Genomic DNA, 25,181 nt, shown 5'->3' with positions numbered 1-25,181 from the left:
AGACAGTGCCGAGTTTCCTCCCCGAGAACCCCCGCACCAGCACCCGACGCATCAGCTGGGACGCCGTGCGCGTCCTGGCGGTCCTGTCCGTGATGCTCGGTCACATCACCCACCAGGGCCCGCTCGCCCACACCGAGCTGGACGACTACCCGGTCAAGATCACCGCCCAGTTCGGCGCCGCGATCCTGATGGTCGTCTCGGCGTTCTTCGTCTGCCAGACGATCCGGCGCGGCGACACCCGCCGGTGGATGTGGAAGAAGGCGGCGCGGCTCGTCCCGCCGTACCTGGTCGCGGTGCTGCTCACCTACTTCGTGATGCGCTGGGCGGACGCCTCGTTCAACGGCCAGGAGTTCGGCAGCCACTGGTGGGACAAGCTGTTCGGCCCGACCACCGACGGCCTGGCCTGGGCCAGCAGCTGGTACGTGCCGGTCGGCTGGGACCTCCTGGTCAACCTGACCATGATCCAGGGCTGGCACCAGGGGTTCATCTGGCTCGACGGCTCGTACTGGACGCTGCCGGTCCAGCTGATGGTCTTCGCCGGCGCCGCGCTGCTGTGGTCGCGCACCCGCTGGTTCCGCTCGCCGCACGCCGCCCGGCACGCGAAGCTGCTGGCCTGGGCGATGATCGTCGTCCCGCTCGTCCTGCGGTTCTGGGTGTTCGGCGTCACCAACCCCTCGCCGTGGGCGTTCGCGGTGGTGTTCGGGTTCGGGCTGCACCGGCTGCACGCGTTCGCCGCCGGCGTCGCGGTCTGGCTGTGGTCGCGGAACCGGCTGTCCACCCCGCACCTGGCGCTGCTGCTCGCCGCCGCGGTCGCGGCACAGGACCTGCACCTCTACCCGTTCCACGTGGCGTTGCCCACCGACCCCGCGCGGCTGCCCTCCGACATCGGGTTCGCGCTGGTGCTGCTCCTGGTGTGCGCGGCGGCGAAGGGGCCGGACTGGACGTTCCTGCGCCCGCTGGCCCCGGTGATCACCTGGTTCGCCGGAATTTCCTACGGCGTGTACCTGTTGCACCAGGAGCTGGGCTACATCCTGGCCAAGGCGCTGCAGCTCGCGGGTCTGCCGGGCTGGGCGCGGCTGCCGCTGGTGCTGGGGGCGGCGATCGGCGCCGGGTGGCTGCTCACGAAACTCGTCGAACGGCCGGCCCACCGCTGGCTGACCGCGCCGCGCGGTGCCACCGCACCGCCGCCCCGGACGGCTCCGGACGACCTCGTCCGCGAGGGGCCGACCGGTCCGGCTCCGGTTTCTGTCGGTGGGTCGTCCTAGCATGGATGCGGCTGGCTGATCCGGCCGTCACATTCCAGGGAAGGGACCTCATCCGTGGCTGATCGCCTCGTTGTTCGCGGTGCGCGCGAGCACAACCTCCGCGGCGTCGACCTCGACCTGCCCCGGGACAGCCTGATCGTGTTCACCGGCCTGTCCGGGTCGGGCAAGTCGAGCCTGGCCTTCGACACGATCTTCGCCGAGGGGCAGCGGCGGTACGTGGAGTCGCTGTCGGCCTACGCCCGGCAGTTCCTGGGGCAGATGGACAAACCGGACGTCGACTTCATCGAGGGCCTGTCGCCCGCGGTGTCGATCGACCAGAAGTCCACCTCGCGCAACCCGCGCTCCACCGTGGGCACGATCACCGAGGTCTACGACTACCTCCGGCTGCTCTACGCGCGCGCCGGCAAGGCGCACTGCCCGCAGTGCGGTGAGCCGATCAGCAAGCAGACCCCGCAGCAGATCGTCGACCAGGTGCTGGCCATGGAGCAGGGCACCCGGTTCCAGGTGCTCGCTCCGGTCGTGCGCGGCCGCAAAGGCGAGTACCTCGACCTGTTCAGCAACCTCCAGCAGCAGGGCTACTCGCGGGCGCGCATCGACGGGCAGGTGTACCAGCTCACCGACCCGCCGAAGCTGAAGAAGCAGGAGAAGCACCACATCGGGGTCGTGGTCGACCGGCTCACCGTCAAGACCTCGGCCAAGCAGCGGCTGACCGACTCGGTCGAGACCGCGCTGCGCCTGGCCGACGGCCTGGTCGAGCTGGAGTTCGTCGACCTGCCGGAGGGCGACCCGCACCGCATCCGCGGGTTCTCCGAGAACCTGGCCTGCCCGAACGGGCACCCGCTGGCCATCGAGGACCTCGAACCCCGCTCGTTCTCGTTCAACTCGCCCTACGGCGCGTGCCCGGAGTGCACCGGCATCGGCATCCGCAAGGAGGTCGACCCGGAGCTGGTGGTGCCCGACGACGAGCTGTCGCTGGCCGAGGGCGCGATCGCGCCGTGGTCGGGCGGGCAGAGCGCCGAGTACTTCCAGCGGCTGCTGGAGTCGCTGTCGGAGACCATCGGGTTCCGCATGGACACGCCGTGGCGCAAGCTGCCCGCGAAGGCGCAGAAGGCGGTCCTGCACGGCGTCGACGAGCAGGTCCACGTCCGCTACCGCAACCGCTACGGCCGTCAGCGCAGCTACTACGCCAGCTTCGAGGGCGTCATCCCGTTCCTGGAGCGGCGGCTGGACCAGACCGAGTCCGAGTACATGCGCGAGCGGTACGAGGGCTACATGCGCGAGGTGCCGTGCCCCGCGTGCCAGGGCAGCCGGCTCAAGCCGGAGATCCTCGCGGTCACCCTCGAGCACGCCGAGCGCGGCGAGCGTTCCATCGCCGAGGTGTGCGCCCTGTCCATCGAGGAGGCCTCGGAGTTCCTCGACGGCCTCAAGCTGGGGCAGCGCGAGGCGATGATCGCCGGCGCGGTGCTCAAGGAGATCCAGGCGCGGCTGCGCTTCCTGCTCGACGTGGGCCTGAACTACCTGTCGCTGGACCGGGCCTCGGCCACGCTGTCCGGCGGCGAGGCCCAGCGCATCCGGCTGGCCACCCAGATCGGCTCCGGCCTGGTGGGTGTGCTCTACGTGCTGGACGAGCCGTCGATCGGCCTGCACCAGCGGGACAACCGCCGCCTGATCGACACGCTGACCCGGCTACGCGACCTGGGCAACACGCTGATCGTCGTCGAGCACGACGAGGACACCATCCGCGCCAGCGACTGGGTGGTCGACATCGGGCCGGGCGCGGGCGAGCACGGCGGGCACATCGTCCACAGCGGACCGTTCACGAAGCTGCTCAAGAACAAGAAGTCGCTGACCGGCGCGTACCTGTCCGGCCAGGAGGTCATCCCGGTGCCGGCGATCCGGCGGCCGGTGAACAAGAAGCGGCAGCTGACCGTGGTGGGCGCGCGGGAGCACAACCTGCGCGGCGTGGACGTGTCGTTCCCGCTGGGCTGCCTGGTGTCGGTCACCGGCGTGTCCGGCTCGGGCAAGTCGACGCTGGTCAACGACATCCTCGCGACCGTGCTGGCGAACAAGCTCAACGGCGCCCGCCAGGTGCCCGGACGGCACACCCGCGTGCGCGGCCTGGACCAGGTGGACAAGCTGGTGCGGGTCGACCAGTCGCCGATCGGCCGCACCCCGCGGTCCAACCCGGCCACCTACACCGGCGTGTGGGACCACGTGCGCAAGCTGTTCGCGGCCACCACCGAGGCGAAGGTGCGCGGCTACCAGCCGGGCCGGTTCTCGTTCAACGTCAAGGGCGGCCGCTGCGAGGCGTGCGCCGGCGACGGCACCATCAAGATCGAGATGAACTTCCTGCCCGACGTGTACGTGCCGTGCGAGGTCTGCAAGGGCGCCCGGTACAACCGCGAGACGCTCGAGGTGCACTACAAGGGCAAGACGGTCTCCGACGTGCTGGACATGCCGATCGAGGAGGCCGCCGAGTTCTTCGAGCCGATCAAGGCGATCCACCGGCACCTGCAAACGCTGGTGGACGTGGGCCTGGGTTACGTCCGGCTGGGCCAGCCGGCGCCGACGCTGTCCGGTGGCGAGGCGCAGCGCGTGAAGCTCGCCAGCGAGCTGCAGAAGCGCTCGACCGGCAAGACGGTGTACATCCTCGACGAGCCGACCACCGGCCTGCACTTCGAGGACATCCGCAAGCTGCTCGGCGTCATCAACGGCCTGGTCGACAAGGGCAACACGGTGATCGTGATCGAGCACAACCTCGACGTGATCAAGACCTCGGACTGGGTCATCGACCTCGGCCCCGAGGGCGGTTCCGGCGGCGGCATGATCGTCGCCGAGGGCACGCCCGAAGACGTCGCCCAGGTCGGCGAGAGCTACACGGGCAAGTTCCTGCAGGACCTGCTCAACTGATTCCGGAACGCGCCGCGCGCCCGCGCGGCGCGTTCCGCGGCCGGGTCGGGATCGCGTGCGGCACGATCGGTCCCTCCGGCGGTGCGGCCCAGGTCGTGGCCCGGGCCCTACCGCCGGCGGTGACGGCGGGTGCGAGCAGGTGCGCCGGGGCGCCCTCGCGGTGCACCCTCAGCGTCGGCCGGCCGGTGAACCGCGCGGCGGGCCCTCTCGTGTCATGGGGTGACCCGGTCGCCCGAGCCGGGGCTCCCGTCGCGGGGAGGTGCCCATGACCCGCCTGTTCATCCCGATCGTCGCCGTGATCGTGGCGGCGCTCGGGTCCGCCTGCGGCCCGGCGACGCCGGAGGGACCGGCCGCCGACCTGCGCGTCGCCGCCATCAACGGCCTGGGGGAGGTCGTCGCCGACAGCCAGGGCCGGACGTTGTACCGGTTCGACCGGGACTCCGCGTCGCCACCGGCGAGCAACTGCGACGGCCCGTGCGCGGTCCGGTGGCCGCCGGCGGACGCAGGCCCCGCCGCGCCCACCACCGACGGGATCGACGCGGGGCTGGCCGGGGTGCTCGTCCGCCCGGACGGCGTCCGTCAGCTCACCCTCGGCGGCTGGCCGCTGTACCGCTACGCCGACGACACCGCGCCGGGCCAGGCCCGCGGCCAGGGCGTCGACGGCACCTGGTTCGCGATCAGCCCGTCCGGGACGAAGACGACCGGGACTCCCGCGGACGGCGACGGGGGGTTCGGCTATTGATCTCCACGCATACTGGTCGCATGCGGGTCAACGCCTACCACTTCCGGGACACCTGGCTGCTGTCCTCACCCGTGCGCACCGTCTTCGACGCGGTCACCGATGTCGCCGGATATCCGCGCTGGTGGCCGGACGTGCGTGAGGTGACCCGGGTGGACGACGACACGGCCCAGCTCGTCTGCCGCGCCGTCCTGCCGTACGCGCTCGTCATCCGCATGCGGCGCGCCGAGGAGGACCGCGACACCGGCCGCATGCGGGTCCACCTCACCGGCGACCTGGAGGGCTCGCTGGCCGCCACCGCGCTCCAGCTCCCCGGCGGCACCCGCCTGGAGATCACGCAACAGGTCATCGCCACGAAACCGTTGCTGCGCACGCTCTCGCCGCTGGCCCGGCCGGTGTTCCGCGCCAACCACGCCCTCATGATGCGACGTGGCTGGCGCGGGCTCGAATCCCACCTCAGCGCGACGGGCGCGCGCTGAGAGACATCAGGATCACCGGCGTCGCACGCGGCCCAGCCGCCGTGTCCGGGCGAGGACAGAACCGGCGAATCCGGCCGGTCGGGCCGGATTCGCCGGAACATTCAGACAGCCGCGCGTGACCCCGCCCGAGGTGACGGTGTGGGGCACGCGCTGTCCGGCCGGCACGGGTGCGGGGTGACCGCAGCCGGCGGACGGCATGGGGGAGCCGGCGATCCCGGCGCGGCGCCGGCGGCCGGTCATCGCGAGATCACCAGCCGCCGGGCCCGCCTCAGACGCCGGCCTTCACGGGCTCCCGCTCCGGTTCGGCCGCCGGACGGTCGTCCACCAGCGTGGTCTCGTTGAACGGGTCCTGCCCGGACAGCACCCGCTGGGCCCGCGACCGGTCGAACTCCTTGGTCCACGACCCGATGACGACGGTCGCCACGGCGTTGCCGGCGAAATTGGTCACCGCGCGCGCCTCGGACATGAACCGGTCGATGCCGAGGATGAACCCGACCCCGCCGACCAGGTCCGGCCGGTGCGACTGCAGCCCGCCAGCCAGGGTCGCCAGGCCCGCGCCGCTCACACCGGCCGCGCCCTTCGACGCGATGATCATGAACACCAGCAGGGAGATCTGCTCGCCGACCGACAGCGGGCTGCCCTGCGCGGTGGCGATGAACAGCGTCGCCATCGTCAGGTAGATCGCGGTGCCGTCCAGGTTGAACGAATACCCCGTCGGCACCGTGATGCCGACGACCGGTTTGGACACACCCAGGTGCTCCATCTTCGCGATCAGCCGCGGCAGCGCCGACTCCGACGAGGACGTCGACACGATCAGGATGAACTCGCGGGCGAGGTAGCGCAGCAGGCTGAAGATGTTGATCCGCGCGCCGAGCCACAGGATCGCGCCGAGCACGATCGCCACGAACAGCGCGCACGTCACGTAGAACCCGACCATCACCACCGCGAGGCTCTTCAACGCGTTCCACCCGGTCGCGCCGACGACGGCGGCGATCGCGCCGAACGCGCCCACCGGCGCGGCCCACATGATCATCGCCAGGATGCGGAACACGAGCTTCTGGATGTGCTCGATGCCGCGCAGGATCGGCTTGCCTGCCTCACCCATCTTCTGCAGCGCGAACCCGGCGAGCAGCGCGACCAGCAGGGTCTGCAGCACCGAGCCCTCGGTGAACGACGACACCAGCGAGGTCGGGATGATGCCGAGCACGAAGTCGGTGGTGCCCTCGCTGCCCTTGCTGGCCTGTTCCTGCGCCTTCGCGATCGACGACGGGTCCAGGTGCAGGCCGCTGCCCGGGTGCAGCAGGTTGCCCACGATCAGCCCGATCGCCAGGGCGAACGTGGACATCACCAGGAAGTAGCCGATGGCCATCAGGCCGACCTTGCCGACCTTGGCCGCCTTGGCGACCGACCCGATGCCGAGCACGATCGTGCAGAAGATGATCGGCGAGATCATCATCTTGATCAGGTTCACGAACCCGGTGCCGAGCCAGGCGAGGCTCTTGCCGAAGCCGGGGAACAGGATCCCGACCGCGACACCGAGCACCACCGCGGCGACCACCGCGAGGTAGAGGTAATGCATCCGGTCGCGACGCGGTTTCACGCCGGACGGTTGTGCCGTAGGCAACGTTGCCTCCTGTGGGGACGAGGCGCGCCTTCCTCGGCGCAGCTTGCGAGTGACTATCAGCCACCCTTATGACCCCCGTCACCGTTATGTTCATAGAGTTCGCGCCGCCACCGGTGTCCCCGGGCGAACGTCCGGTGTGCTGGGATGGCGGGGTGCGGATCACGAGCCGGCGCTGGAGCCTCGCGCGGCAGCTGCTCCTGCTGCAGGTGGCGGGAGTGGCCGTGCTGGTCGCGGTGGGCGCGCTGCTGGCCTACTTCGACGCCGCCCGCGCGGTGGACGCCCGCGCCCAGGACAAGGTCGTCGCCATCGCGAGCACGCTGGCCGACTCGCCGACGGTGCTGTCCGCGTTGCGGCTGCCCGCGCCGAGCACCGAACTGCAGCCCTTCGCCGAGCAGGTGCGGCGCGACACCGGGGTCGACTTCGTCACGATCATGGACCCGGACGGCATCCGCTACACCCACCCGAACCCGGAGCTGATCGGGCAGAAGTTCCTCGGCACGATCGACGTCGCCCGGCAGGGCCGGGTCTACACCGAGACCTACACCGGCACCCTCGGCCCGTCGATGCGCGCGGTGGTGCCGGTCTTCGACGAGCAGCGGAACGTGGTCGCCCTGGTGTCGGTCGGCATCAAGGTCGACGCGATCTCGGCGGCGCTGGCGCAGCGGATCTGGACGCTCGCCGCGGTGGCCGGCGCCGCGCTGGTGGTCGGGATCGCCGGCAGCTACCTGGTGAGCAGCCGCCTGCGCCGGCAGACCCGCGGCCTCGCCCCGGCCGAGCTGAGCAGCGTCTTCGCCTACTACGAGGCGACCCTGCACGCGGTGCGCGAGGGGCTGGTGCTGGTCGGCGCGGACGAACGGGTCGTGCTGTGCAACGACGCCGCCCGCGAGCTGCTCGGGCTGGACGCCGATCCCACCGGCACCCCGGTCACCGCGCTGGGACTGCCACCGAGCCTGGTCGGCGCGCTGCGCGGACAGGAGCCACGGCGCGACGAAATCCACCTGACCGACGTGCGGGTGCTGGTCGTGAGCACCGCGCCGGTGCGCTCCCGCGCCCGGGCGAACGACCACGGCACGGTCGTCACCCTGCGCGACCACACCGACCTGCAGCTGCTCACCGGCGAGCTGACCACCGCCCGCGGCCTCGCCGAGTCGCTGCGGTCGCAGGCGCACGAGGCGGCCAACCGCCTGCACACGGTGGTGTCGCTGGTGGAGATGGGCCGCACGCAGGAGGCGATCGAGTTCGCCACCGCCGAGCTGGAGATCGCGCAACGGCTCACCGACCAGGTCGTGGGCGCGGTCGCCGAGCCGGTGCTGGCCGCGCTGCTGCTCGGCAAGACCGCCGAGGCCAGCGAGCGCGGCGCGGAACTGGTGCTCACCGAGGACACCGCGATCGAGGACACCGACACCGGCATCGAGCCCCGCGACCTGATCACCGTGCTGGGCAACCTGATCGACAACGCGATCGACGCGGCCATCGAGGCCGCGGGGGAGCGCCCGGGACGGCCGCGCGTCACAGTGACCGCGAAGATCGAGGGGCGGGAGTTGCTGCTGCGCGTCGCCGACACCGGCCGGGGCGTGCCGGACGAGGTCCGGCGGCGGGTGTTCGAGCGGGGCTGGACGACCAAACCGGACGGTCACGGCCTGGGGCTGGCGCTGGTCGGGCAGGTGGTGCGGCGCAACGGCGGGAGCGTGGACGTGACCACGGCGGAGGGCGCGGTGTTCACCGTGCGGCTGCCGGTGCGGCAGGAGGTGCCGCGGTGATCCGGGTACTCGTGGTCGAGGACGACCCGGTCGCCGCCGAGGCGCATCGGACGTATGTGGAGCGGATCGCCGGGTTCACGGTCGCCGCGGTCGTCCATTCCGGGGCGGAGGCGTTGCGGTTCTTCGAGCGCGACACCGCCGACCTGGTGCTGCTCGACTTCTACCTGCCGGACACGCACGGTCTCGCGGTGTGCCGGGCGCTGCGGGCCGCCGGCAACCCGGTGGACGTGATCGCGGTGACCTCCGCCCGCGACCTGGCGGTGGTCAAGGCCGCGGTGTCGGTCGGGATCGTGCAGTACCTGATCAAGCCGTTCACCTTCGCCTCGCTGCGGGACAAACTCGACCGGTACGCGAAGTTCCGCGAAAGTTTCGCCGAAACCGGTGAGGTGGGACAGTCCGAGGTGGACCGGGCGTTCGCGGCGCTGCGCTCGCCGGTGGCGACCGCGTTGCCGAAGGGGATGAGCGGCCAGACCCTGGACGCGGTGGTCTCGGCGTTGCGGGAGGAACCGGACGGGCTGTCCGCGGGCGCGGCAGCCACCGCGACCGGCGTGTCCCGGGTGACCGCGCGGCGCTACCTGGAATACCTGGCCGACAACGGACTCGCCCGGCGAGAACCGCGATACGGACAGGTCGGGCGCCCCGAGGTTTGGTACCGGGCCGTGACCTGAAGGGCGCTACGATCCGCGGCATGAGCCAGCCTTACCAGCAGCAGCCGCGGTTCCCGATCCTGCTGTCCACTATGAATGATTTGCCGGGCTACCGGGTCGTGCGCGTGTACGGCGAGGTGTTCGGGCTGACCGTGCGCAGCCGGAACATGTTCTCCACCATGGGCGCCGGGTTCAAGGCGATGGCGGGCGGTGAGCTGAAGGGCCTGTCGAAGCTGCTGTCCGACTCCCGGTACGAGGCGCTGGGGCGGCTCTGCCAGGAGGCGATGGCCTTCGGCGCGAACGCGGTGCTGAGCATGCGCTTCGACTGCAACGAGATCGCCCAGACCGCGAGCGAGATCGCCGCCTACGGCACGGCGGTGTACGTGGTGCCCGACGGTGCGGACCCGAACGCCCAGCAGGTCGCGCAGCAGCAGCAGTACCAGCAGCAGCCGCAGGGCCAGTTCCCGCAGCAGTGACGCCTCCGGGCTCGCCGCCCCCGGGGCGGCGAGCCCGCGCCACTACACGACGGCCATCAGGATCGCGGCCATGGCGAACCCCGACAGGGACAGGATGGTTTCCAGCACCGTCCAGGTCTTGAGCGTCTCGCCGACGGTCAGGCCGAAGTAACGCGACACGATCCAGAACCCGCCGTCGTTGACGTGCGAGGCGATGATCGACCCGGCGGCGATCGCGACCACGATCAGCGCCAGCTGCGCCTGCGAGTACCCGAGCTCGGCCACGCTCGGCGCGACGATGCCGCCGGTGGTCACGATCGCGACCGTCGCCGAGCCCTGCGCGAGCCGCAGCCCGCAGCTGATCACGTAGGCGGCCGCGATCACCGGCAGGCCACCGGCCTGCAGCGAATCGGCGACCGCCTTGCCGATCCCGGTCGCCGACAGCACCGCGCCGAAGAACGCGCCCGCGCCGACCACCAGCAGCAGCATCGCCACCGGCCGCAGCGCGGCGGCCGACAACGCGGACAGCTCCTTGCCGGTCATCCCGCGGCGCGTGCCCAGCAGCCAGGACGCGAGCAGCACGGCGATCGTGAGCGCCACCGCGGGCGTGCCGACGAACGCCGCGACGCCCGCGGGCACCGAGTTCTTCGGCAGCCAGATGCTGCCGAACGTGCCGGCCAGGATCAGCACCAGCGGCACCGCGATGATCGCCGACACCAGCCCCAGCGACGGCCCGGGCCCCTCGTCGCCGTCGGAGTCGACGATCATCTCGGCCGGCACCTCGATGTTCATCCGCTTGCCGATCCACGACGGGAACACCACCCCGGCTAGGAACCACGCCGGCAGCCCGCAGACCGCGCCCATCAGGATGATCCAGCCGAGGTCGACGTGCAGCAGGCCGGCCGCCGCCACCGGCCCCGGGTGCGGCGGGATGAACGCGTGCGTCATCGACAACCCGGCCAGCAGCGGCAGGCAGTACAGCAGCAGCGACCGGCCGCCCTGCCGCGCGGCGACGTAGACCAGCGGCGCGAGCACGAAGATGCCGATGTCGAAGAACACCGGGACCCCGAAGATCAGTCCGGCCAGCCCCATCGCCAGCGGCGCGCGTTTCTCGCCGAACGCCCGCAGCAGCGCGCCGGTCAGCACCCGCGCCCCGCCCGACTTCTCCAGGATCGCGCCGAGCAGCGTGCCCAGTCCGATGATCGCGGCGATGTGCCCGAGGATGCCGCCGAACCCCTTCTCCAGCAACGAGTCCGACGTCTTCTGCGCGGTGCCGACGATCGTGCCGACCGGCAGCCCGGCGGCCAGCGCGGTGAGCAGCCCGATGATGATCAGGGCGATGAACGGTTCGGTCTTGAACCGGATGATCATGACCAGCAGGACGGCGATGGACACCGCGGCGAGGGTGAGCAGCCCCGGGGTCGAGTGCTGCAGCCAGTCGATCAAGCGGACCTCCTGAGGGAGTGGCCGGCGAGCGCGCCGGTCGGCCTGCCGTCGTCGATGGCCGCGACGCCGTTGACGAAGACGTAGGGGATGCCCGCGGCCTGCTGCCGCGGGTGGTCGAAGGTGGCCGTGTCGGCGACGGTGTCCGGGTCGAACAGCACCAGGTCGGCCGCGTACCCCGGCTTGACCAGTCCGCGGTCGGTCAGCCGCAGCCGCCGCGCCGCGCGCCCGGTCAGGTGCGCGACGCACTCGGCCAGCTCGAGCACGCCCAGTTCCCGCACGTACCGGGCGAGGTAGCGGGGGAAGGTGCCCCAGGCCCGCGGGTGCGGGCGGTCGCCCACCAGCAGCCCGTCGCTGCCCCCGGTGTGCGTGCGGTGCCGCATGATCGTCCGCACGTTCTCCTCGTGCCCGACGTGCATCAGGCACGACGTGCCGAGCCGCTCGGAGATCAGCACGTCGAAGTACAGCCGCGCGGCGGGCACCCCGGCGCGGCGCGCGGACTCGGCCACGGAATGCCCGACCAGATGGGCGTTCTCGGCCCTGCGCACGCCGTTGATCTCGATGCACTCCCAGTCGATCGGCACCCCGTGGGCGCCGTCGGAGCCGGTTTCCTCGATCTCGGCGCGGATCCGCTCCCGGGTGTCCGGATCGGACAGTCGTGCCAGTGTCGCGTCGATCCCGCCCTCGGCCGCCCAGCTCGGCAGCAGCGCCGAGAGATACGTCGCGCCGGGCAGGTACGGGTAGGTGTCGAGGGTGATGTCCACGCCGTCGTCGAGCGCCTCGTCCAGCAGCTGCAGCAGATCAGGTGCTTTGCCCTTGTTGACCGAGAAGTTCATCGTGGCGTGCGCCAGGTGCAGCGGGCACTTCGCGCGACGGCACACCTCGACCATCTCGGCGAACGCCTCCAGCGCACCGGCGCCGTAGCTGCGGTGGTGCGGGCTGTAGTAGCCGCCGCGCGCGCCGACCACCTCGCACAGCGCGACCAGCTCGTCGTCATCGGCGTACATGCCCGGCGTGTAGGTCAGGCCCGAGGACATGCCGACCGCGCCCTCGTCCAGGCCGGTCGCGACCAGCTCGCGCATCCGGTCCAGTTCGGACTCCGTCGGCGGCCGGTCGTCGAACCCGACGGCGAGCATCCGGACGGTGCCCTGCGGGACCAGGTAGGCGGCGTTGACGGCGATGCCGCGGTCGAGCCGGTCCAGGTACTCGCCGACCGAGCGCCAGTTCCAGTCGAACCCGGGCGGATCGTCGTTCCAGCCGGCGAGCTGTTCGCGCAGCGCGGCCAGCGTGGTGTCGTCCACCGGGGCGTAGGACAGCCCGTCCTGGCCGAGCACTTCGGTGGTCACGCCCTGGGAGACCTTCGCCAGGTGGTCTGGCGCGGCGAGCAGCTGAAGGTCGGAGTGCGAGTGCATGTCGACGAACCCGGGCGCGAGCACGAGCCCGTCCGCGTCGATCACGCGCGTGCCGGTCAGGCCCGGTCCGATCCCGGTGATCCGGCCGCTCGTGATGCCGACGTCGGCCCGGAACAGGGGAGCGCCGGTGCCGTCGGCGATCCGGGCGCCCCGCAGGACGAGGTCCATTCCGGCCTCCTAGAAGTAGGTGCGGACGAAGTCCACGACGGTGTCGCCGTCGACCACGGGCAGCAGCGGCCACTTGTCGAACACGGTGCACGGGTGGGACAGGCCGAGCCCGACCCAGTCGCCCACGCGCAGCGGCGAATCCGGTGGCAGCGCGACGAAGGCGTGCTGGTCGTTGAGCGCGGTGACGGTGTGGCCGGTCAGCTGCGTGGCCGGCTCGCCGGGGCGCCGGTGCCACTGCGGTTCCGGCAGGCCCTCGTCGAACGAGGCGTCCCGCTTGCCCAGCGTCAGCAGGGCGAGGTCGTCGGTGGGGCGCGAGGTGACCTGCGCCCAGGCGCGCAACGCGGAGCGGAACCGCGGGGTGCCGGCAATGCGCGGCTGCTCGCCGAGCGGGGAGATGCCGCGGTAGAAGCCGTCGTCGTGGGTCAGGTACGCGCCGCTGCGCAGGACCGGCACGACCGGCAGGCCGTCCCAGTCCGCGGTGAGGGCGGCGGCGACCTGGTCGAAGTACGCGCTGCCGCCCGCGGTGACGATCACCTGGTCCAGCCCGGTGAACAGGCCGCGCCGGGCGATCGCGAGGGTGAGTTCGCGCAGGCGGCCCAGGTAGGTGCCGACCGTGTGCCGGGACGCTGGGCTCGGGTCGTGGGCCAGCGCGCCCTCGTAGCCGCCGGTGCCGGCCAGGCGCAGGGCCGGGCTGGCGTGCGCGGCCTCGGCGACCTCCAGCGCGGTGTCCAGGTCGCGGGCGCCGGTGCGGCCGCCGTCCCCGCCCAGTTCGACCAGTACGTCGACCTGCCGGCCGGTGCCGCGCAGCGCCTCGGTCATCAGCTCGACCGAGGCGACCGAGTCGATCCAGCAGCTGAACTCGAACTCCGGGTGCGCGTCCAGCTCCGCGCCGAGCCAGCGCAGCGCCGCGGGGTCGACGAGCTGGTTCGCCAGCAGGATCCGGGACACGCCGAAGGCGCGGTAGATCCGCAGCTGGCTCGCGTTGGCCGCGGTGATGCCCCATGCGCCGTGTTCGGCCTGCCGTGCGAACAGTTGCGGCGCCATGGTGGTCTTGCCGTGCGGCGCGAGCTGCACCCCGGCCCGGGCGCACCAGTCGGCCATGGTCCGCAGGTTGTGCTCCAGCGCGTCCGCCTCCAGCACCACGACCGGGCCGACGAATCCGCCGGTGAACAGGCCGGGCCTGCGTGCGGCGGCCTCGGCGAGGGTGGAGCCCCACAGGTCGGCGGGGAGGGATTTGAACCGCCAGTCGAGCCGTTCGCCGGCGATCGCCGCCAGCGCTGCCGGGTCGAGGGTGCAGTCGGAGGAAGCCATTCGAACTCCGTTGCGTGTTGTGCAACGTCCGTTGCGCAGAATGAATGCGATAGGTGTAGCATCCGGTGCGTGGCGGGTCAACGGAGTGAGCGTGAGCCAGAGTCTTGATCGCGGGCTGAGCCTGTTGACCGCGCTCGCCGGCGGCGCGAGCACGCTCGACGAGCTGGCCGGTGAGCTCGGGGTGCACAAGTCGACGGTGCTGCGCCTGTTGCGCACCCTGGAGACGCAGCACTTCGTGCAGCGCGAGGGGACCCGGCACTACCGGCTCGGCAGTGCCCTGTTCGACCTGGCCAGCCGCGCGCTGGAGGGCCGCGACGTGCGGCGCGAGTCCGCGCCCGCGCTGGCCGCGCTCAACGAGCGCACCGGGCACACCGTGCACCTGGCGACCTACGAGGACGGCGAGGTCGTCTACGTCGACAAGTACGAGGGCCGGCACAGCGTGCGGATGTACTCGCGCGTGGGCAAGCGCGCGCCGCTGCACTGCACGGCGGTCGGCAAGGTCCTGGTCGCCGCGCTGCCGCCGGCGCAGCGGGAGAAGATCGCGCACGGGCTGGACTACCCGCCGCTGACCGCGAACACGATCACCACGGCCGAGGCGTACCTCGCCGAGCTGGCGAGGGTCGCCGAGCGCGGGTACGCGGTGGACGACGCCGAGCACGAGGACTTCATCCACTGCATCGCCGCGCCGGTGCGCGGCCCCGGTGGCACGGTGCTGGCGGCGGTGTCCCTGTCGGTGCCGAAGGTGTTGCTGGACCACGACGGCCTGCTGGCGCTGCTGCCGGACCTGCGGGCCGCCGCCGAGGACGCGTCCCTCCACAATGGATGGACCCGGTGAGGAAGGAACCCCTACATGCCGAAGGTCGCGATCAGCACGGACAACGCCCCCAAGCCCGCGGCGAACTACTCGCCCGCGGTGCGCAAGGGCAACATCCTCCAGCTGGCCGGGCAGGTCCCGTTCGACCCGAAGACCGGGGAGGTCGTCGGGACCTCCGTGGGTGAGCAGACGCGCCAGGTGTTCAAGAACCTGGAGGCGGTGCTCACCGAGGCCGGCGCGGGCTGGGAGGACGTCGTGATGGTCCGCGCGTACCTCACCGACACCGGCCACTTCGCGGAGTTCAACGAGGTCTACAACGAGCTGATCCCCGAGCCGTACCCCGCGCGCACCACGGTGTACGTCGGGCTGCCGAAGGGCCTGCTGGTGGAGATCGACCTGCTGGCGGTCCTGGACTGATCTCGCGGGCTCCCGGGAGGTCAGGTACCGGGTTGCTTCCGGCGGGATGGCAGGTGGCGGAATTCCCAGGGCGAGCGGTTCTGCCCCGGTGGAGTCCCGCCTGATGCTTCCCGCCCCGCGGCAACCCGGTGCGGCTCCTCCCAGGGCCGCTGGCCGCCGGTGCCCCCCGCACCGGCGGCCGGCGTCTCGCTCCCGGCGCTCCGCGCGCGGTGCCTCGCTCCCGGCGCTCCGCGCGCGGTGCCTCGCTCCCAGCGCCCCGCGCCGCGGCGGCTGGCGCCTTGCTCGCCGCGCCTCACTGCTGGCGCTTGCGCCTCGCGCCTCACTCCTGGCGCTGTGCGCCTCGTGCCGCACTGGTGGCGCTCCGCGCCTCGCACGTCGGCGGCTGGGCATAGCTCGCCGCGCTCTCGCTCGTGGTGGCTCGCACACGGCGCCTCACTTCTGGCGCCCCGCGCGCCGACGGCTGGCACCTTGCCCGCCCACGCGCGACGCCTCGCTCGTGGCGCCTCGCGCGCCGGCGGCACGTCTCGCTCGCGGTGCCTCACGCGCGGCGCCTCGCTACTGGCACCTTGTTCGCCACGCCCGCGCCCCCGGCGGCTCGCACCTTGTTCGCCACACCCGCGCCCGGCGGCTCGCGCTTTGCTCGCCACCCCCTCGCTCCCGGCGCCCCGCGCGCCGACGGCAGGCGCCGCGCGCACCGGCGGCCGTGGCCTAGCTCGCCAGGCCCTCGCTCGTGGCGTCTCGCTCACCGCGCCTCGCGCGCGTTGCCCGCGCTCACGAGAGACGCCCGGCAGGGCAACCCTGCCGGGCGTTCACCAGCACTCATCCACCTGCGGCGCGCCGCGCATCCGCGGGTGGTCCACTCACCGGGGAACCTCAGATCACCGGTCCGGTGTACTTCTCGCCGGGGCCCTGGCCAGGCGCGTCCGGCACCGCCGAGGCCTCCCGGAAGGCGCGCTGCAGCGACTGCAGCCCGTCACGCAGCGGAGCGGCGTGCACACCGAGGTACTCGGCCGAGGCGGTGACCAGCCCGGCCAGCGCAGTGATCAGCCGCCGGGCCTCGTCGAGGTCGCGGTGCGGGCTGGTGTCCGGGTCCTCGTCGGCGAGCCCGAGCCGCTCGGCCGCCGCGGACAGCAGCATCACCGCGGCCCGGCTGATGACCTCGACACTGGGGATGTCCTGCAGGTCGCGGACGGGCGGGGAAATATCGCCCGGGTCGGGCGCGTTGGAACCATCGTCAAGCACGTCTGGTACCCTTCCACGTGCGACCAGTCCCCGAGGAATCGGGGGCGGCAAGTGGAGCCCCGCTCCCACCCGAGTCGCCGCACGAGGCGGCCGGGTCCGGTCCCGTCACCGGCGTTGGCCGATGGCGGCGGAACGTTCGGCATTCGCTGCCGGATGTGATCGGAAAAGCTGGGCCCCGCATCCCGGGCAGAACTGCCAGGGACGGGGCCCGTGGTATGTGGGCACCAGGTCGAGCAGGCTAGACAACACACCTCGGACCAAGGAGGCCACATCAGCTCCGAGACACGCATCAACGAACGCATCCGCGTTCCCGAGGTCCGGCTCGTCGGACCGAACGGGGAACAGGTCGGCATCGTCCGCATCGAGGATGCGCTCAGGCTCGCCCAGGAAGCGGATCTCGACCTCGTCGAGGTCGCCCCGCAGGCGCGCCCGCCGGTCTGCAAGCTCATGGACTTCGGCAAGTTCAAGTACGAGAGCGCGCAGAAGGCCCGCGAGTCACGCCGTAACCAGCAGCTCACCGTCATCAAAGAGCAGAAGCTGCGCCCGAAGATCGACCAGCACGACTACGAGACGAAGAAGGGGCACGTGTCCCGCTTCCTCGCCGCGGGGAACAAGGTCAAGGTGACCATCATGTTCCGCGGTCGTGAGCAGTCGAGGCCGGAGCTGGGTTTCCGGCTGCTGCAGAAGCTCTCCGAAGACGTGGCCGAGCTCGGTTACGTGGAGGCGTCCCCGAAGCAGGACGGCCGCAACATGATCATGGTGCTGGCGCCGCACAAGAACGCCAAGCCCAAGCAGAAGGCCGCCAAGGAACCCGTCGACTCCTGACGGGCGCCGCGACCGACGCAGTTCGCAGCACACCGGAACTCCGGTGTGCTGCACCATGAAAGAGAGCACTCAATGCCGAAGATGAAGACGCACAGCGGGACCTCGAAGCGGATTCGGGTCACCGGCTCCGGCAAGCTTCGCCGCCAGAAGGCCGGCCGCCGCCACCTGATGGAGAAGAAGTCCAGCCGGGTCACCCGTCGTCTGGAGGGCACCGGCGAGGTCGCCAAGAACGACGTCGGCCGGGTCAAGCGGCTCCTCGGCCGCTGAAGCCTCTCCTCTTCCGCCGTAAACCCCCGGGGCGCCGATCGCGCCCCCTGAGATCGACAGGACGGACCCGTGGCACGCGTCAAGCGGGCGGTCAACGCCCAGAAGAAGCGTCGCGCAACTCTCGAACTGGCCAGCGGTTACCGCGGCCAGCGCTCGCGGCTGTACCGCAAGGCGAAGGAGCAGATGCTCCACTCGCTCAACTACGCCTACCGGGACCGCCGTGCCCGCAAGGGTGACTTCCGCCAGCTGTGGATCACCCGCATCAACGCGGCCGCGCGGCAGAACGGCGTGACCTACAACCGCTTCATCCAGGGCCTCAAGGCCGCTGGTGTCGAGGTCGACCGCAAGATCCTCGCCGACCTCGCCGTCAACGACCCCGCGGCGTTCACCGCGCTGGCCGAGCTGGCCAAGCAGAACGTGACGACCGGGCCGAGCGACGAGAAGAAGTCGGCCTGAGCAAGCACGCCGATCTGACCCGGCCCGGGGCGGCTCCGTTCACCGAACGGACCCCCCGGGTCGTCGCTGCGCGGCGCCTGACGCGCCGCGCCGAGCGCGACAAGACGGGCCGGTTCCTCGCCGAGGGCGCAAACGCCGTCGGCGCGGCCCTGGCCCGCGACCCCGGTGCCGTGCACGAGCTGTTCGTCACCGAACGCGCCGCGCAAGCCCACCCGGACCTGGTCGCCGCCGCTGGTGAGGCGGGCGTGCGCGTCTCGCCGATCACCGACCGGGCCGCCGCCGGGCTGTCGGAAACCGTGACCCCGCAGGGCATCGTCGCGGTCTGCTCCCTGCTCGACCGGCCCCTCGAGGGCCTGCTCGACGGCACCGCGCGGCTGGTCGCGGTGCTGGACGGCGTGGCCGACCCCGGCAACGCCGGCACCGTCATCCGGGTCGCCGACGCCGCCGGCGCCGACGCGGTCATCCTCACCGGCGACAGCGTCGACCCGCACAACGGCAAGTGCGTCCGCGCCTCCGCGGGCAGCGTCTTCCACCTCCCACTCACACGCGTGCGGGACACCGCCGCCGCGCTCGCCGCTTGCCGCGCGGCCGGGCTGCGCCTGCTCGGCGCCCACGGCTACGCCGAGACCGAGCTGGGATCGATCGACGCCGCCGCCCCGACCGCGTGGGTCTTCGGCAACGAGGCCCACGGGCTCTCCGCCGAGGTCCTCTCCGCGGTCGACCTTCCGGTCCGGATTCCGCTCTACGGCGCGGCGGAGAGCCTCAACCTGGCCACGGCGGCCGCCGTGTGCCTGTACACCAGCGCGATGGCGGCCCGTTGTCCGGCCGGGTGACGCGCCGGTGCCGGATCGCGATCGCCTAGAATCCACCGGTAATCGTCACGTGTGCACCTCGCACGGCGGATCCCGTCCAGCGGACACCGAGGAGTTATGTCCGGAGCCACCGAGAAGCAGGACCTGACCCCGGCCGAGGCCACCTCGCCCGAGACCCTGGGGGCGGCGGTGAAGCACGCCGAGGCCGAGTTCCAGGCCGCCGGCGACCTGGACGCCCTGGCCGCGGTGAAGCCGGCCCACCTGGGTGACCACTCGCCGCTGATGCTCGCCCGCCGCGCCATCGGCTCCCTGTCCAAGCAGGAGAAGGCCGAGGTCGGCAAGCGCGTCAACGAGGCGCGCCAGTCCATCCAGGCCGCCTTCGACGCCCGGCGGGCCACGCTGCTGGCCGAGCGCGACGAGCGCGTCCTGCGTGAGGAGGCCGTCGACGTCACGCTGCCGTGGGACCGGATCCCGCGCGGCGCGCGGCACCCGCTCACCACGGTGAGCGAGCGGATCGCCGACGTCTTCGTCGCCATGGGCTGGGAGGTCGCCGAGGGCCCCGAGCTGGAAGCCGAGTGGTTCAACTTCGACGCGCTCAACTTCGCCAAGGACCACCCGGCTCGGCAGATGCAGGACACCTTCTACGCCGGCGAGCCCGGCTCCGGCCTGGTGCTGCGCACGCACACCTCGCCGGTGCAGGCCCGCACGCTGCTGCACCGCGACGTGCCGGTGTACGTCGTCTGCCCGGGCCGCACCTACCGCACCGACGAGCTGGACGCCACCCACACCCCGGTGTTCTCCCAGGTCGAGGGCCTCGCGGTGGACAAGGGCCTCACCATGGCCCACCTCAAGGGCACCCTGGACGCGTTCGCCCGCGCCATGTTCGGCGAGAAGTCCCGGACGCGGCTGCGCCCGCACTTCTTCCCCTTCACCGAGCCCTCGGCCGAGGTCGACGTGTGGTTCGAGGAGAAGGCCGGCGGCCCGGGCTGGGTCGAGTGGGGCGGATGCGGCATGGTGCACCCGAACGTGCTGCGCGCCTGCGGCGTCGACGCGGACGTCTACTCCGGCTTCGCGTTCGGCATGGGCATCGAGCGGACCCTGCAGTTCCGCAACGGCATCCCCGACATGCGCGACATCGTCGAAGGCGATGTCCGCTTCACCCTTCCCTTCGGAACGGAGGCCTAAGTGCGAGTCCCCGTCAGCTGGCTGCTCGAGCATCTGGATGCCGGCGAGGTCGGACCGCAGGAGCTGGCCGAGGCCTTCGTCCGCATCGGCATCGAGGTCGACGAGGTCCGCCCGCTCGACCAGGTCACCGGGCCGCTCGTGGTCGGTCGCGTCGCCGAGATCGAGGAGCTGACCGGCTTCAAGAAGCCGATCCGGTTCTGCCGGGTCGACGTCGGCGAGGAGGCCTCCGAAGACGAGCCCGCGGACAACGAGGGCCCGTCCGGCATCCGCACCCGCGGCATCGTCTGCGGGGCGACCAACTTCGTCGAGGGCGACCTGGTCGTCGTGGCGCTGCCCGGCACAGTGCTGCCCGGGCCGTTCGAGATCTCCGCGCGCAAGACCTACGGCCGCGTCAGCGACGGCATGATCTGCTCGGCGCGCGAGCTGGGCCTGGGCGAGGACCACACCGGCATCCTGGTGCTCCCGCCGTCCACGGCTAGCCCCGGCGACTCCGGCCACGAGGTCCTCGGTCTCGGCGACACCGTGCTGGACCTGACGCCCACTCCCGACCGCGGGTACGCCCTGTCGGTCCGCGGGCTGGCGCGCGAGCTGGCCGCCGCGCTCGACGTGCCCTTCGGCGACCCGGCCGCGCTCGACCTGCCCGCCGCCGAGGGCGAGGCCTGGCCGGTCGAGATCGAAGACCCCACCGGCTGCGACCGGTTCGTCGTGCGCCGGGTGACCGGTCTCGACGCCGGCGCCCCGACCCCGTGGTGGATGCGCCGCCGCCTCCTGCTGGCGGGGATCCGGTCGATCTCGCTGGCCGTGGACGTCACCAACTACGTGATGCTCGAGCTCGGCCAGCCGCTGCACGCGTGGGACACCGCGTCGCTGCAGGGCGGTCTGGTCGTCCGGCGCGCGAAGCCGGGGGAGAAGCTCACCACCCTCGACGACGTGGAGCGCACGCTCGACGCCGACGACGTCGTGATCGCCGACGAGCGCGGCCCGGTGTCGCTGGCCGGCACCATGGGCGGCGCGAGCACCGAGATCAGCACCGAGAGCACCGACGTCCTGATCGAGGGCGCCCACTGGGACCCGCCGTCGATCAGCCGCACCGCGCGGCGGCACAAGTTGTTCTCCGAGGCAGCCAAGCGGTTCGAGCGGTTCACCGACCCGCAGGTCTGCGCGGCCGCGGTGGAGCGGGCCTCCCGGCTGCTGCGCACCTACGGCGACGGCAGCATCCAGCCCGGCCGCACCGACGTCGGGGCCGTCGAGCCGCCGTCGCCCATCACCATGCCGATCAGCCTGCCCGACCAGATCGCGGGCGTCCGCTACGACCGCGGGGTGACCGTCCGGCGGCTGAACCAGGTCGGGTGCAAGGTCACGGTCGGCGCGGGTGACGACGGCGTCGCGACGGTGACCGCGACCCCGCCGAGCTGGCGTGGCGACCTGAAGCAGCCCGCCGACCTCGTCGAGGAGGTGCTGCGGCTCGAGGGCTACGACAGCATCCCGTCGGTCCTGCCCACCGCCCCGGCCGGCACCGGTCTGACCGCCGCCCAGCGGCGCCGCCGCACCGTGTCCCGCGCCCTGGCGGAGGCGGGCTACGTCGAGGTCCAGCCGTTCCCGTTCGTCGGCGATTCGGTGTGGGACGCGTTCGGCCTGCCCGCCGACGACGTGCGCCGCAAGACGGTGCGGGTGCGGAACCCGCTGGAGGCCGACAAGGACCGGCTGGCGACGACCCTGCTGCCCGGCCTGCTGGAGGCGTTGCAGCGCAACGCATCCCGTGGCTTCAAGGACCTCGCGCTGTTCCACATCGGACAGGTCGTCCTGCCCGGCGCGAGCCCCGTCCCGATGCCGGAGCTGGGTGTCGCGGGACGCCCGTCGGACGAGGACCTGGCGCAGCTGGAAGCGGCGGTGCCGGCCCAGCCGCAGCACGTCGCGGTCGTGCTCGCCGGTCAGCGCGAGCAGGCCGGCTGGTGGGGCAAGGGCGAGCAGGCCGGCTGGGCGGACGCCGTCCAGGCCGCGCGCCTGGTCGGTCAGGCCGCCGGTGTCGAGCTGCGCGTGCGCAACGCCGAGCTGGCACCGTGGCACCCCGGCCGGTGCGCCGAGCTCCTCGTCGGCGACTGGCCGGTGGGGCACGCCGGTGAGCTGCACCCCAAGGTGATCGAGGCGCTCGGCCTGCCCAAGCGGACCGTCGCGATGGAACTCGACCTGGACGCGATCCCGCTGCGTGAGCGCAGGCCGGCCCCGGTGATCTCGCCGTACCCGCCGGTGCTGCTCGACGTCGCGCTGGTCGTCGACGCGAAGGTCCCTGCCAGTGACCTGGCGGAGGCGCTGGTGGCCGGGGGCGGCGACCTGCTCGAGGACACCTCGCTGTTCGACGTCTACACCGGCGACCAGGTCGGCGACGGCAAGCGGTCGCTGGCCTACAAGCTGCGCTTCCGCGCCCCGGACCGCACGCTCACCGTGGAGGAGGCGACGCAGGCGCGCGACGCCGCTGTCGCCGAAGCCGGCTCGCGCTACGGCGCGGAGCTGCGGGCCTAGCCGGATCCACCGCCGAGGTGTTTGAGCGCTTCCCGCACTGACAACGGCGACAGTGCGGGATGCGCCTCGACGAAGGCACGCACCCAGTCCGGTTCCGTGCGCGCGTAGTCGCGCAACGCCCAGCCGATCCCCTTGCGCAGGAAGAAGTCCCGGTCGGCCTGGTTGGCCTCGATCGCCGCGGTCAGCAGGTCGCGGTCGGTGTCCGCCTTGGCAGTCACCTGGCAGATCACCGCGGCCCGGCGCCGCCACCTGTCCGCGTCGCGCGCCCACTGCCGCAGCACCGGCGTCACCCGGTCCCGATCGGCCCGCAGGATCGGCCCGATGCGGCGGATGGCGATCTCGTCCACGTAGTCCCACCAGGCTCCCGTGACGATCATCTCCTCGTAGAGCGGCACCAGCTCGTGGTCCTGCCACCGCGCGTACGGCCGGTGGCCGGTGAGGTCGATCGCCAGGTAACGCTCCTCCCGGAAGTTGGCCTCCCGCCACAGGGTCCGCACCGCCGCGACGAAGGATTCCCGGTCCGGCAGCGGATGCTCGCCGAAGACGCGCCGCGCCAGCTTGGCCCGCTCCGGTTTCGGCACTCCCAGGAAGTCCATCTCGGACTTCATGTACCGGCGCATCTCCGGCGCCTTCACCGGATCGGCCAGCTCCGCCAGCCCCGACCGCGCGGCCTGGACCAGTTCGTCCGCTTCGTCCATCCGAGCTCCCGTCTCCGTCGGGTGGCATCCCGGGTTCCGCCGCGAGTCGGCTGGCGGAAAGCGCCGTGATCCACGATCTTGTGGTGAGGTTCTGACCGCACTGTCGACGAGAAGGAGCACTGTGAGCAAGCTCGTGCCCGCGATCCTCGCGGCCGGTGCGCTGGCGAGCTGTCTGGTGGCGGTGCCCGCGGCCGCCGCGGCCCCGCCGCAGTTCACCCCGGCCCCGATCAGCTGGGAACCATGTGGTTCCGCGGGCCTGGCGCGCGCCGGTGCCGAATGCGGGTTCCTCGAGGTGCCCTTGGACTACCAGGATCCCGCCGGCGCGAAGATCTCGCTCGCGGTCTCGCGGGTGCGCCACACGAGCACCGACTACCAGGGCGTGATGCTCGTCAATCCGGGCGGCCCCGGCGGCTCCGGTCTCGGGCTGTCCGCGCTCGGCCGGGCCGTGCCGAAGGACGCCGGCGACTCCTACGACTGGATCGGCTTCGACCCACGGGGCGTGGGATCGAGCCGCCCGGCGCTGTCCTGCGATCCCGACCACTTCCGCTACAACCGGCCCGCCTACGTGCCGAGCACGCCGGAACTGGAACGGACGTGGCTGCAGACCTCCGCCGACTACGCGGCGGCGTGCGAGAAGAACGGCCCGCTGCTGCGGCACATGCGCACCACCGACGTGGCGCGGGACCTGGACAGCCTGCGCAAGGCGCTGGGCGCGGAGCAGATCAACTACTACGGCTTCTCCTACGGCACCTATCTGGGCCAGGTGTACGCGACGCTGTACCCGCAGCGGGTGCGGCGGATGGTGCTGGACAGCAACGTCGATCCGCGGAAGGTCTTCTACCAGGCCAACCTGGACCAGGACGTCGCCTTCGACCGCAACATCAAGGTCTACTTCGACTGGATCGCCCGCCACGACGCGGTGTACCACCTGGGCACGACGGGCAAGGCCGTCGAGGACCTGTGGTACGCCCAGCAGCGTGAGCTGACCCGGGCGCCGGCGGGTGGCGTGATCGGTCCGGCCGAGTGGACCGACATCTTCCTGCAGGCCGGGTACTACCAGTCGACGTGGGTGGACCTGGCCGGGGCTTTCGCCGGCTGGGTGCACCAGCGCGACTGGCAGACGCTCAAGACCCGGTACGACAACACGAACTCGCCCGGCGACGACAACGGGTTCGCCGTCTACAACGCCGTGCAGTGCACCGACGCCCCGTGGCCGCGGAACTGGACCACGTGGAAGGTCGACAACTGGATCACCTACGCGAAGGCGCCGTTCGAGACGTGGGGCAACGCCTGGTACAACGCCCCGTGCCGCACCTGGCCGGCGCCCGCGGGCAAGCCGGTCGACGTCGACGGCCGCGGTGTGGCGGGCGCCCTGCTGATCGGGGAGGAGCTGGACGCCGCCACCCCGTTCACCGGGAACCTGGAGGTGCGCCGCCGGTTCCCGCAGTCGAGCCTGATCGCCGAGCCGGGCGGCACCACCCACGCCGGCTCGCTCTCGGGCAACGCGTGCGTGGACGACCGGATCGCGGACTACCTCGCCACCGGTGCGCTGCCGCCGCGGCAGCGAGGCAACGGCCCGGACGCGGTGTGCGAACCATTGCCCGAACCGGTGCCGGAAGGTGCGCCAGGCACGCGCGCGGATCGAGTGGACACCGGACAACCGGCCGAGCTGACCGAGGCTCTGCGGGCCGCGGTCCGTTAGGGGCGCGGGACTCGTCTTCCGCGCCGGCGT

At 72.0% G+C, this 25,181-nt stretch carries 22 protein-coding genes; 16 read left to right on the top strand and 6 right to left on the bottom strand.

What is annotated here, in order from left to right; translation table 11 throughout:
• The first annotated feature begins 5 nt into the window (after positions 1-5).
• From IE290_RS08660 to IE290_RS08645, 4 genes are all read left to right on the top strand, one after another.
• Positions 6-1,265, top strand: a complete 1,260-nt coding sequence (locus IE290_RS08660) for an acyltransferase family protein (RefSeq protein WP_191244039.1) — start codon at positions 6-8, stop codon at positions 1,263-1,265.
• Positions 1,266-1,319: 54 nt separating this feature from the next.
• Positions 1,320-4,175, top strand: a complete 2,856-nt coding sequence (gene uvrA / locus IE290_RS08655) for an excinuclease ABC subunit UvrA (protein WP_191244038.1) — start codon at positions 1,320-1,322, stop codon at positions 4,173-4,175.
• A gap of 265 nt (positions 4,176-4,440) precedes the next feature.
• A complete protein-coding gene (locus tag IE290_RS08650) occupies positions 4,441-4,917 on the top strand; it encodes a hypothetical protein (protein ID WP_191244037.1) in 477 nt (158 codons plus the stop codon).
• Between the two features lie 20 nt (positions 4,918-4,937).
• On the top strand, positions 4,938-5,393 hold the full coding sequence (locus tag IE290_RS08645; RefSeq protein ID WP_191244036.1) for an SRPBCC family protein: 456 nt from the start codon (positions 4,938-4,940) through the stop codon (positions 5,391-5,393).
• A 268-nt stretch (positions 5,394-5,661) separates the two neighbouring features.
• Here IE290_RS08645 and IE290_RS08640 read toward each other — a convergent pair whose 3' ends face one another.
• Positions 5,662-6,972 (bottom strand): cation:dicarboxylate symporter family transporter, encoded by a 1,311-nt coding sequence (locus IE290_RS08640; RefSeq protein WP_191245080.1) that lies wholly within the window; start codon positions 6,970-6,972, stop codon positions 5,662-5,664.
• A gap of 197 nt (positions 6,973-7,169) precedes the next feature.
• Between IE290_RS08640 and IE290_RS08635 the strand changes: the two genes are divergently transcribed.
• Genes IE290_RS08635 through IE290_RS08625 form a run of 3 tightly spaced genes read left to right on the top strand, consistent with a single transcriptional unit; the run spans position 7,170 to position 9,900 of the window.
• The gene (locus tag IE290_RS08635) at positions 7,170-8,777 is read left to right on the top strand and encodes an ATP-binding protein (protein ID WP_191244035.1); all 1,608 of its coding nucleotides are present in this window, start codon (positions 7,170-7,172) and stop codon (positions 8,775-8,777) included.
• Positions 8,774-9,445 (top strand): response regulator, encoded by a 672-nt coding sequence (locus tag IE290_RS08630; RefSeq protein ID WP_191244034.1) that lies wholly within the window; start codon positions 8,774-8,776, stop codon positions 9,443-9,445. The genes IE290_RS08635 and IE290_RS08630 overlap by 4 nt, the downstream gene beginning before the upstream one ends.
• Before the next feature lie 20 nt (positions 9,446-9,465).
• The gene (locus IE290_RS08625) at positions 9,466-9,900 is read left to right on the top strand and encodes a YbjQ family protein (RefSeq protein ID WP_191244033.1); all 435 of its coding nucleotides are present in this window, start codon (positions 9,466-9,468) and stop codon (positions 9,898-9,900) included.
• Between the two features lie 42 nt (positions 9,901-9,942).
• Here IE290_RS08625 and IE290_RS08620 read toward each other — a convergent pair whose 3' ends face one another.
• Genes IE290_RS08620 through IE290_RS08610 form a run of 3 tightly spaced genes read right to left on the bottom strand, consistent with a single transcriptional unit; the run spans position 9,943 to position 14,213 of the window.
• Positions 9,943-11,325 (bottom strand): GntP family permease, encoded by a 1,383-nt coding sequence (locus IE290_RS08620; RefSeq protein WP_191244032.1) that lies wholly within the window; start codon positions 11,323-11,325, stop codon positions 9,943-9,945.
• Positions 11,322-12,902, bottom strand: coding sequence for an N-acyl-D-amino-acid deacylase family protein (locus IE290_RS08615; protein ID WP_191244031.1), 1,581 nt, complete (start codon positions 12,900-12,902; stop codon positions 11,322-11,324). The genes IE290_RS08620 and IE290_RS08615 overlap by 4 nt, the downstream gene beginning before the upstream one ends.
• Positions 12,903-12,911: 9 nt before the next feature.
• Positions 12,912-14,213: an amino acid deaminase gene (locus tag IE290_RS08610; protein WP_191244030.1), complete on the bottom strand. Its 1,302-nt coding sequence runs from the start codon at positions 14,211-14,213 to the stop codon at positions 12,912-12,914.
• Between the two features lie 91 nt (positions 14,214-14,304).
• On the opposite strand from IE290_RS08610, the gene IE290_RS08605 reads away from it, so the two are divergent.
• Both IE290_RS08605 and IE290_RS08600 read left to right on the top strand, forming a co-directional pair.
• Positions 14,305-15,048, top strand: coding sequence for an IclR family transcriptional regulator (locus IE290_RS08605; RefSeq protein ID WP_191244029.1), 744 nt, complete (start codon positions 14,305-14,307; stop codon positions 15,046-15,048).
• 15 nt (positions 15,049-15,063) lie between these two features.
• A complete protein-coding gene (locus IE290_RS08600; RefSeq protein WP_191244028.1) occupies positions 15,064-15,444 on the top strand; it encodes a RidA family protein in 381 nt (126 codons plus the stop codon).
• Between the two features lie 873 nt (positions 15,445-16,317).
• Here the strand turns inward: IE290_RS08600 and IE290_RS08595 are convergent.
• The gene (locus IE290_RS08595; protein ID WP_191244027.1) at positions 16,318-16,686 is read right to left on the bottom strand and encodes a DUF1844 domain-containing protein; all 369 of its coding nucleotides are present in this window, start codon (positions 16,684-16,686) and stop codon (positions 16,318-16,320) included.
• Positions 16,687-16,896: 210 nt separating this feature from the next.
• Between IE290_RS08595 and infC the strand changes: the two genes are divergently transcribed.
• From infC to pheT, 6 genes are all read left to right on the top strand, one after another.
• Entirely contained in the window at positions 16,897-17,511 is a 615-nt protein-coding gene (gene infC / locus IE290_RS08590) for a translation initiation factor IF-3 (protein WP_094009115.1), read from the top strand.
• Positions 17,512-17,583: 72 nt separating this feature from the next.
• Positions 17,584-17,778, top strand: a complete 195-nt coding sequence (gene rpmI / locus IE290_RS08585; protein WP_020420415.1) for a 50S ribosomal protein L35 — start codon at positions 17,584-17,586, stop codon at positions 17,776-17,778.
• 69 nt (positions 17,779-17,847) lie between these two features.
• Positions 17,848-18,234 (top strand): 50S ribosomal protein L20, encoded by a 387-nt coding sequence (gene rplT / locus IE290_RS08580; RefSeq protein WP_017981981.1) that lies wholly within the window; start codon positions 17,848-17,850, stop codon positions 18,232-18,234.
• 14 nt (positions 18,235-18,248) lie between these two features.
• On the top strand, positions 18,249-19,067 hold the full coding sequence (locus tag IE290_RS08575) for a TrmH family RNA methyltransferase (protein ID WP_191245079.1): 819 nt from the start codon (positions 18,249-18,251) through the stop codon (positions 19,065-19,067).
• Between the two features lie 96 nt (positions 19,068-19,163).
• A complete protein-coding gene (gene pheS / locus IE290_RS08570) occupies positions 19,164-20,231 on the top strand; it encodes a phenylalanine--tRNA ligase subunit alpha (RefSeq protein ID WP_191244026.1) in 1,068 nt (355 codons plus the stop codon).
• A complete protein-coding gene (pheT, locus tag IE290_RS08565; protein WP_191244025.1) occupies positions 20,232-22,751 on the top strand; it encodes a phenylalanine--tRNA ligase subunit beta in 2,520 nt (839 codons plus the stop codon).
• Here pheT and IE290_RS08560 read toward each other — a convergent pair.
• Positions 22,748-23,449 carry a DNA alkylation repair protein gene (locus IE290_RS08560; protein WP_191244024.1) on the bottom strand — a complete coding sequence of 234 codons (702 nt, stop codon included), beginning with the start codon at positions 23,447-23,449 and terminating at the stop codon, positions 22,748-22,750. The genes pheT and IE290_RS08560 overlap by 4 nt on opposite strands.
• 121 nt (positions 23,450-23,570) lie before the next feature.
• Between IE290_RS08560 and IE290_RS08555 the strand changes: the two genes are divergently transcribed.
• Entirely contained in the window at positions 23,571-25,151 is a 1,581-nt protein-coding gene (locus IE290_RS08555; protein ID WP_191244023.1) for an alpha/beta hydrolase, read from the top strand.
• Positions 25,152-25,181: the final 30 nt, after the last annotated feature.

The sequence above is a fragment of the Amycolatopsis deserti genome, from assembly GCF_014653945.1.
GTDB classification, from domain to species: domain Bacteria; phylum Actinomycetota; class Actinomycetes; order Mycobacteriales; family Pseudonocardiaceae; genus Amycolatopsis_E; species Amycolatopsis_E deserti.
The sequence above is the reverse complement of the archived record's forward strand: the minus strand, read 5'-3'. Positions and strand labels throughout refer to the sequence as shown.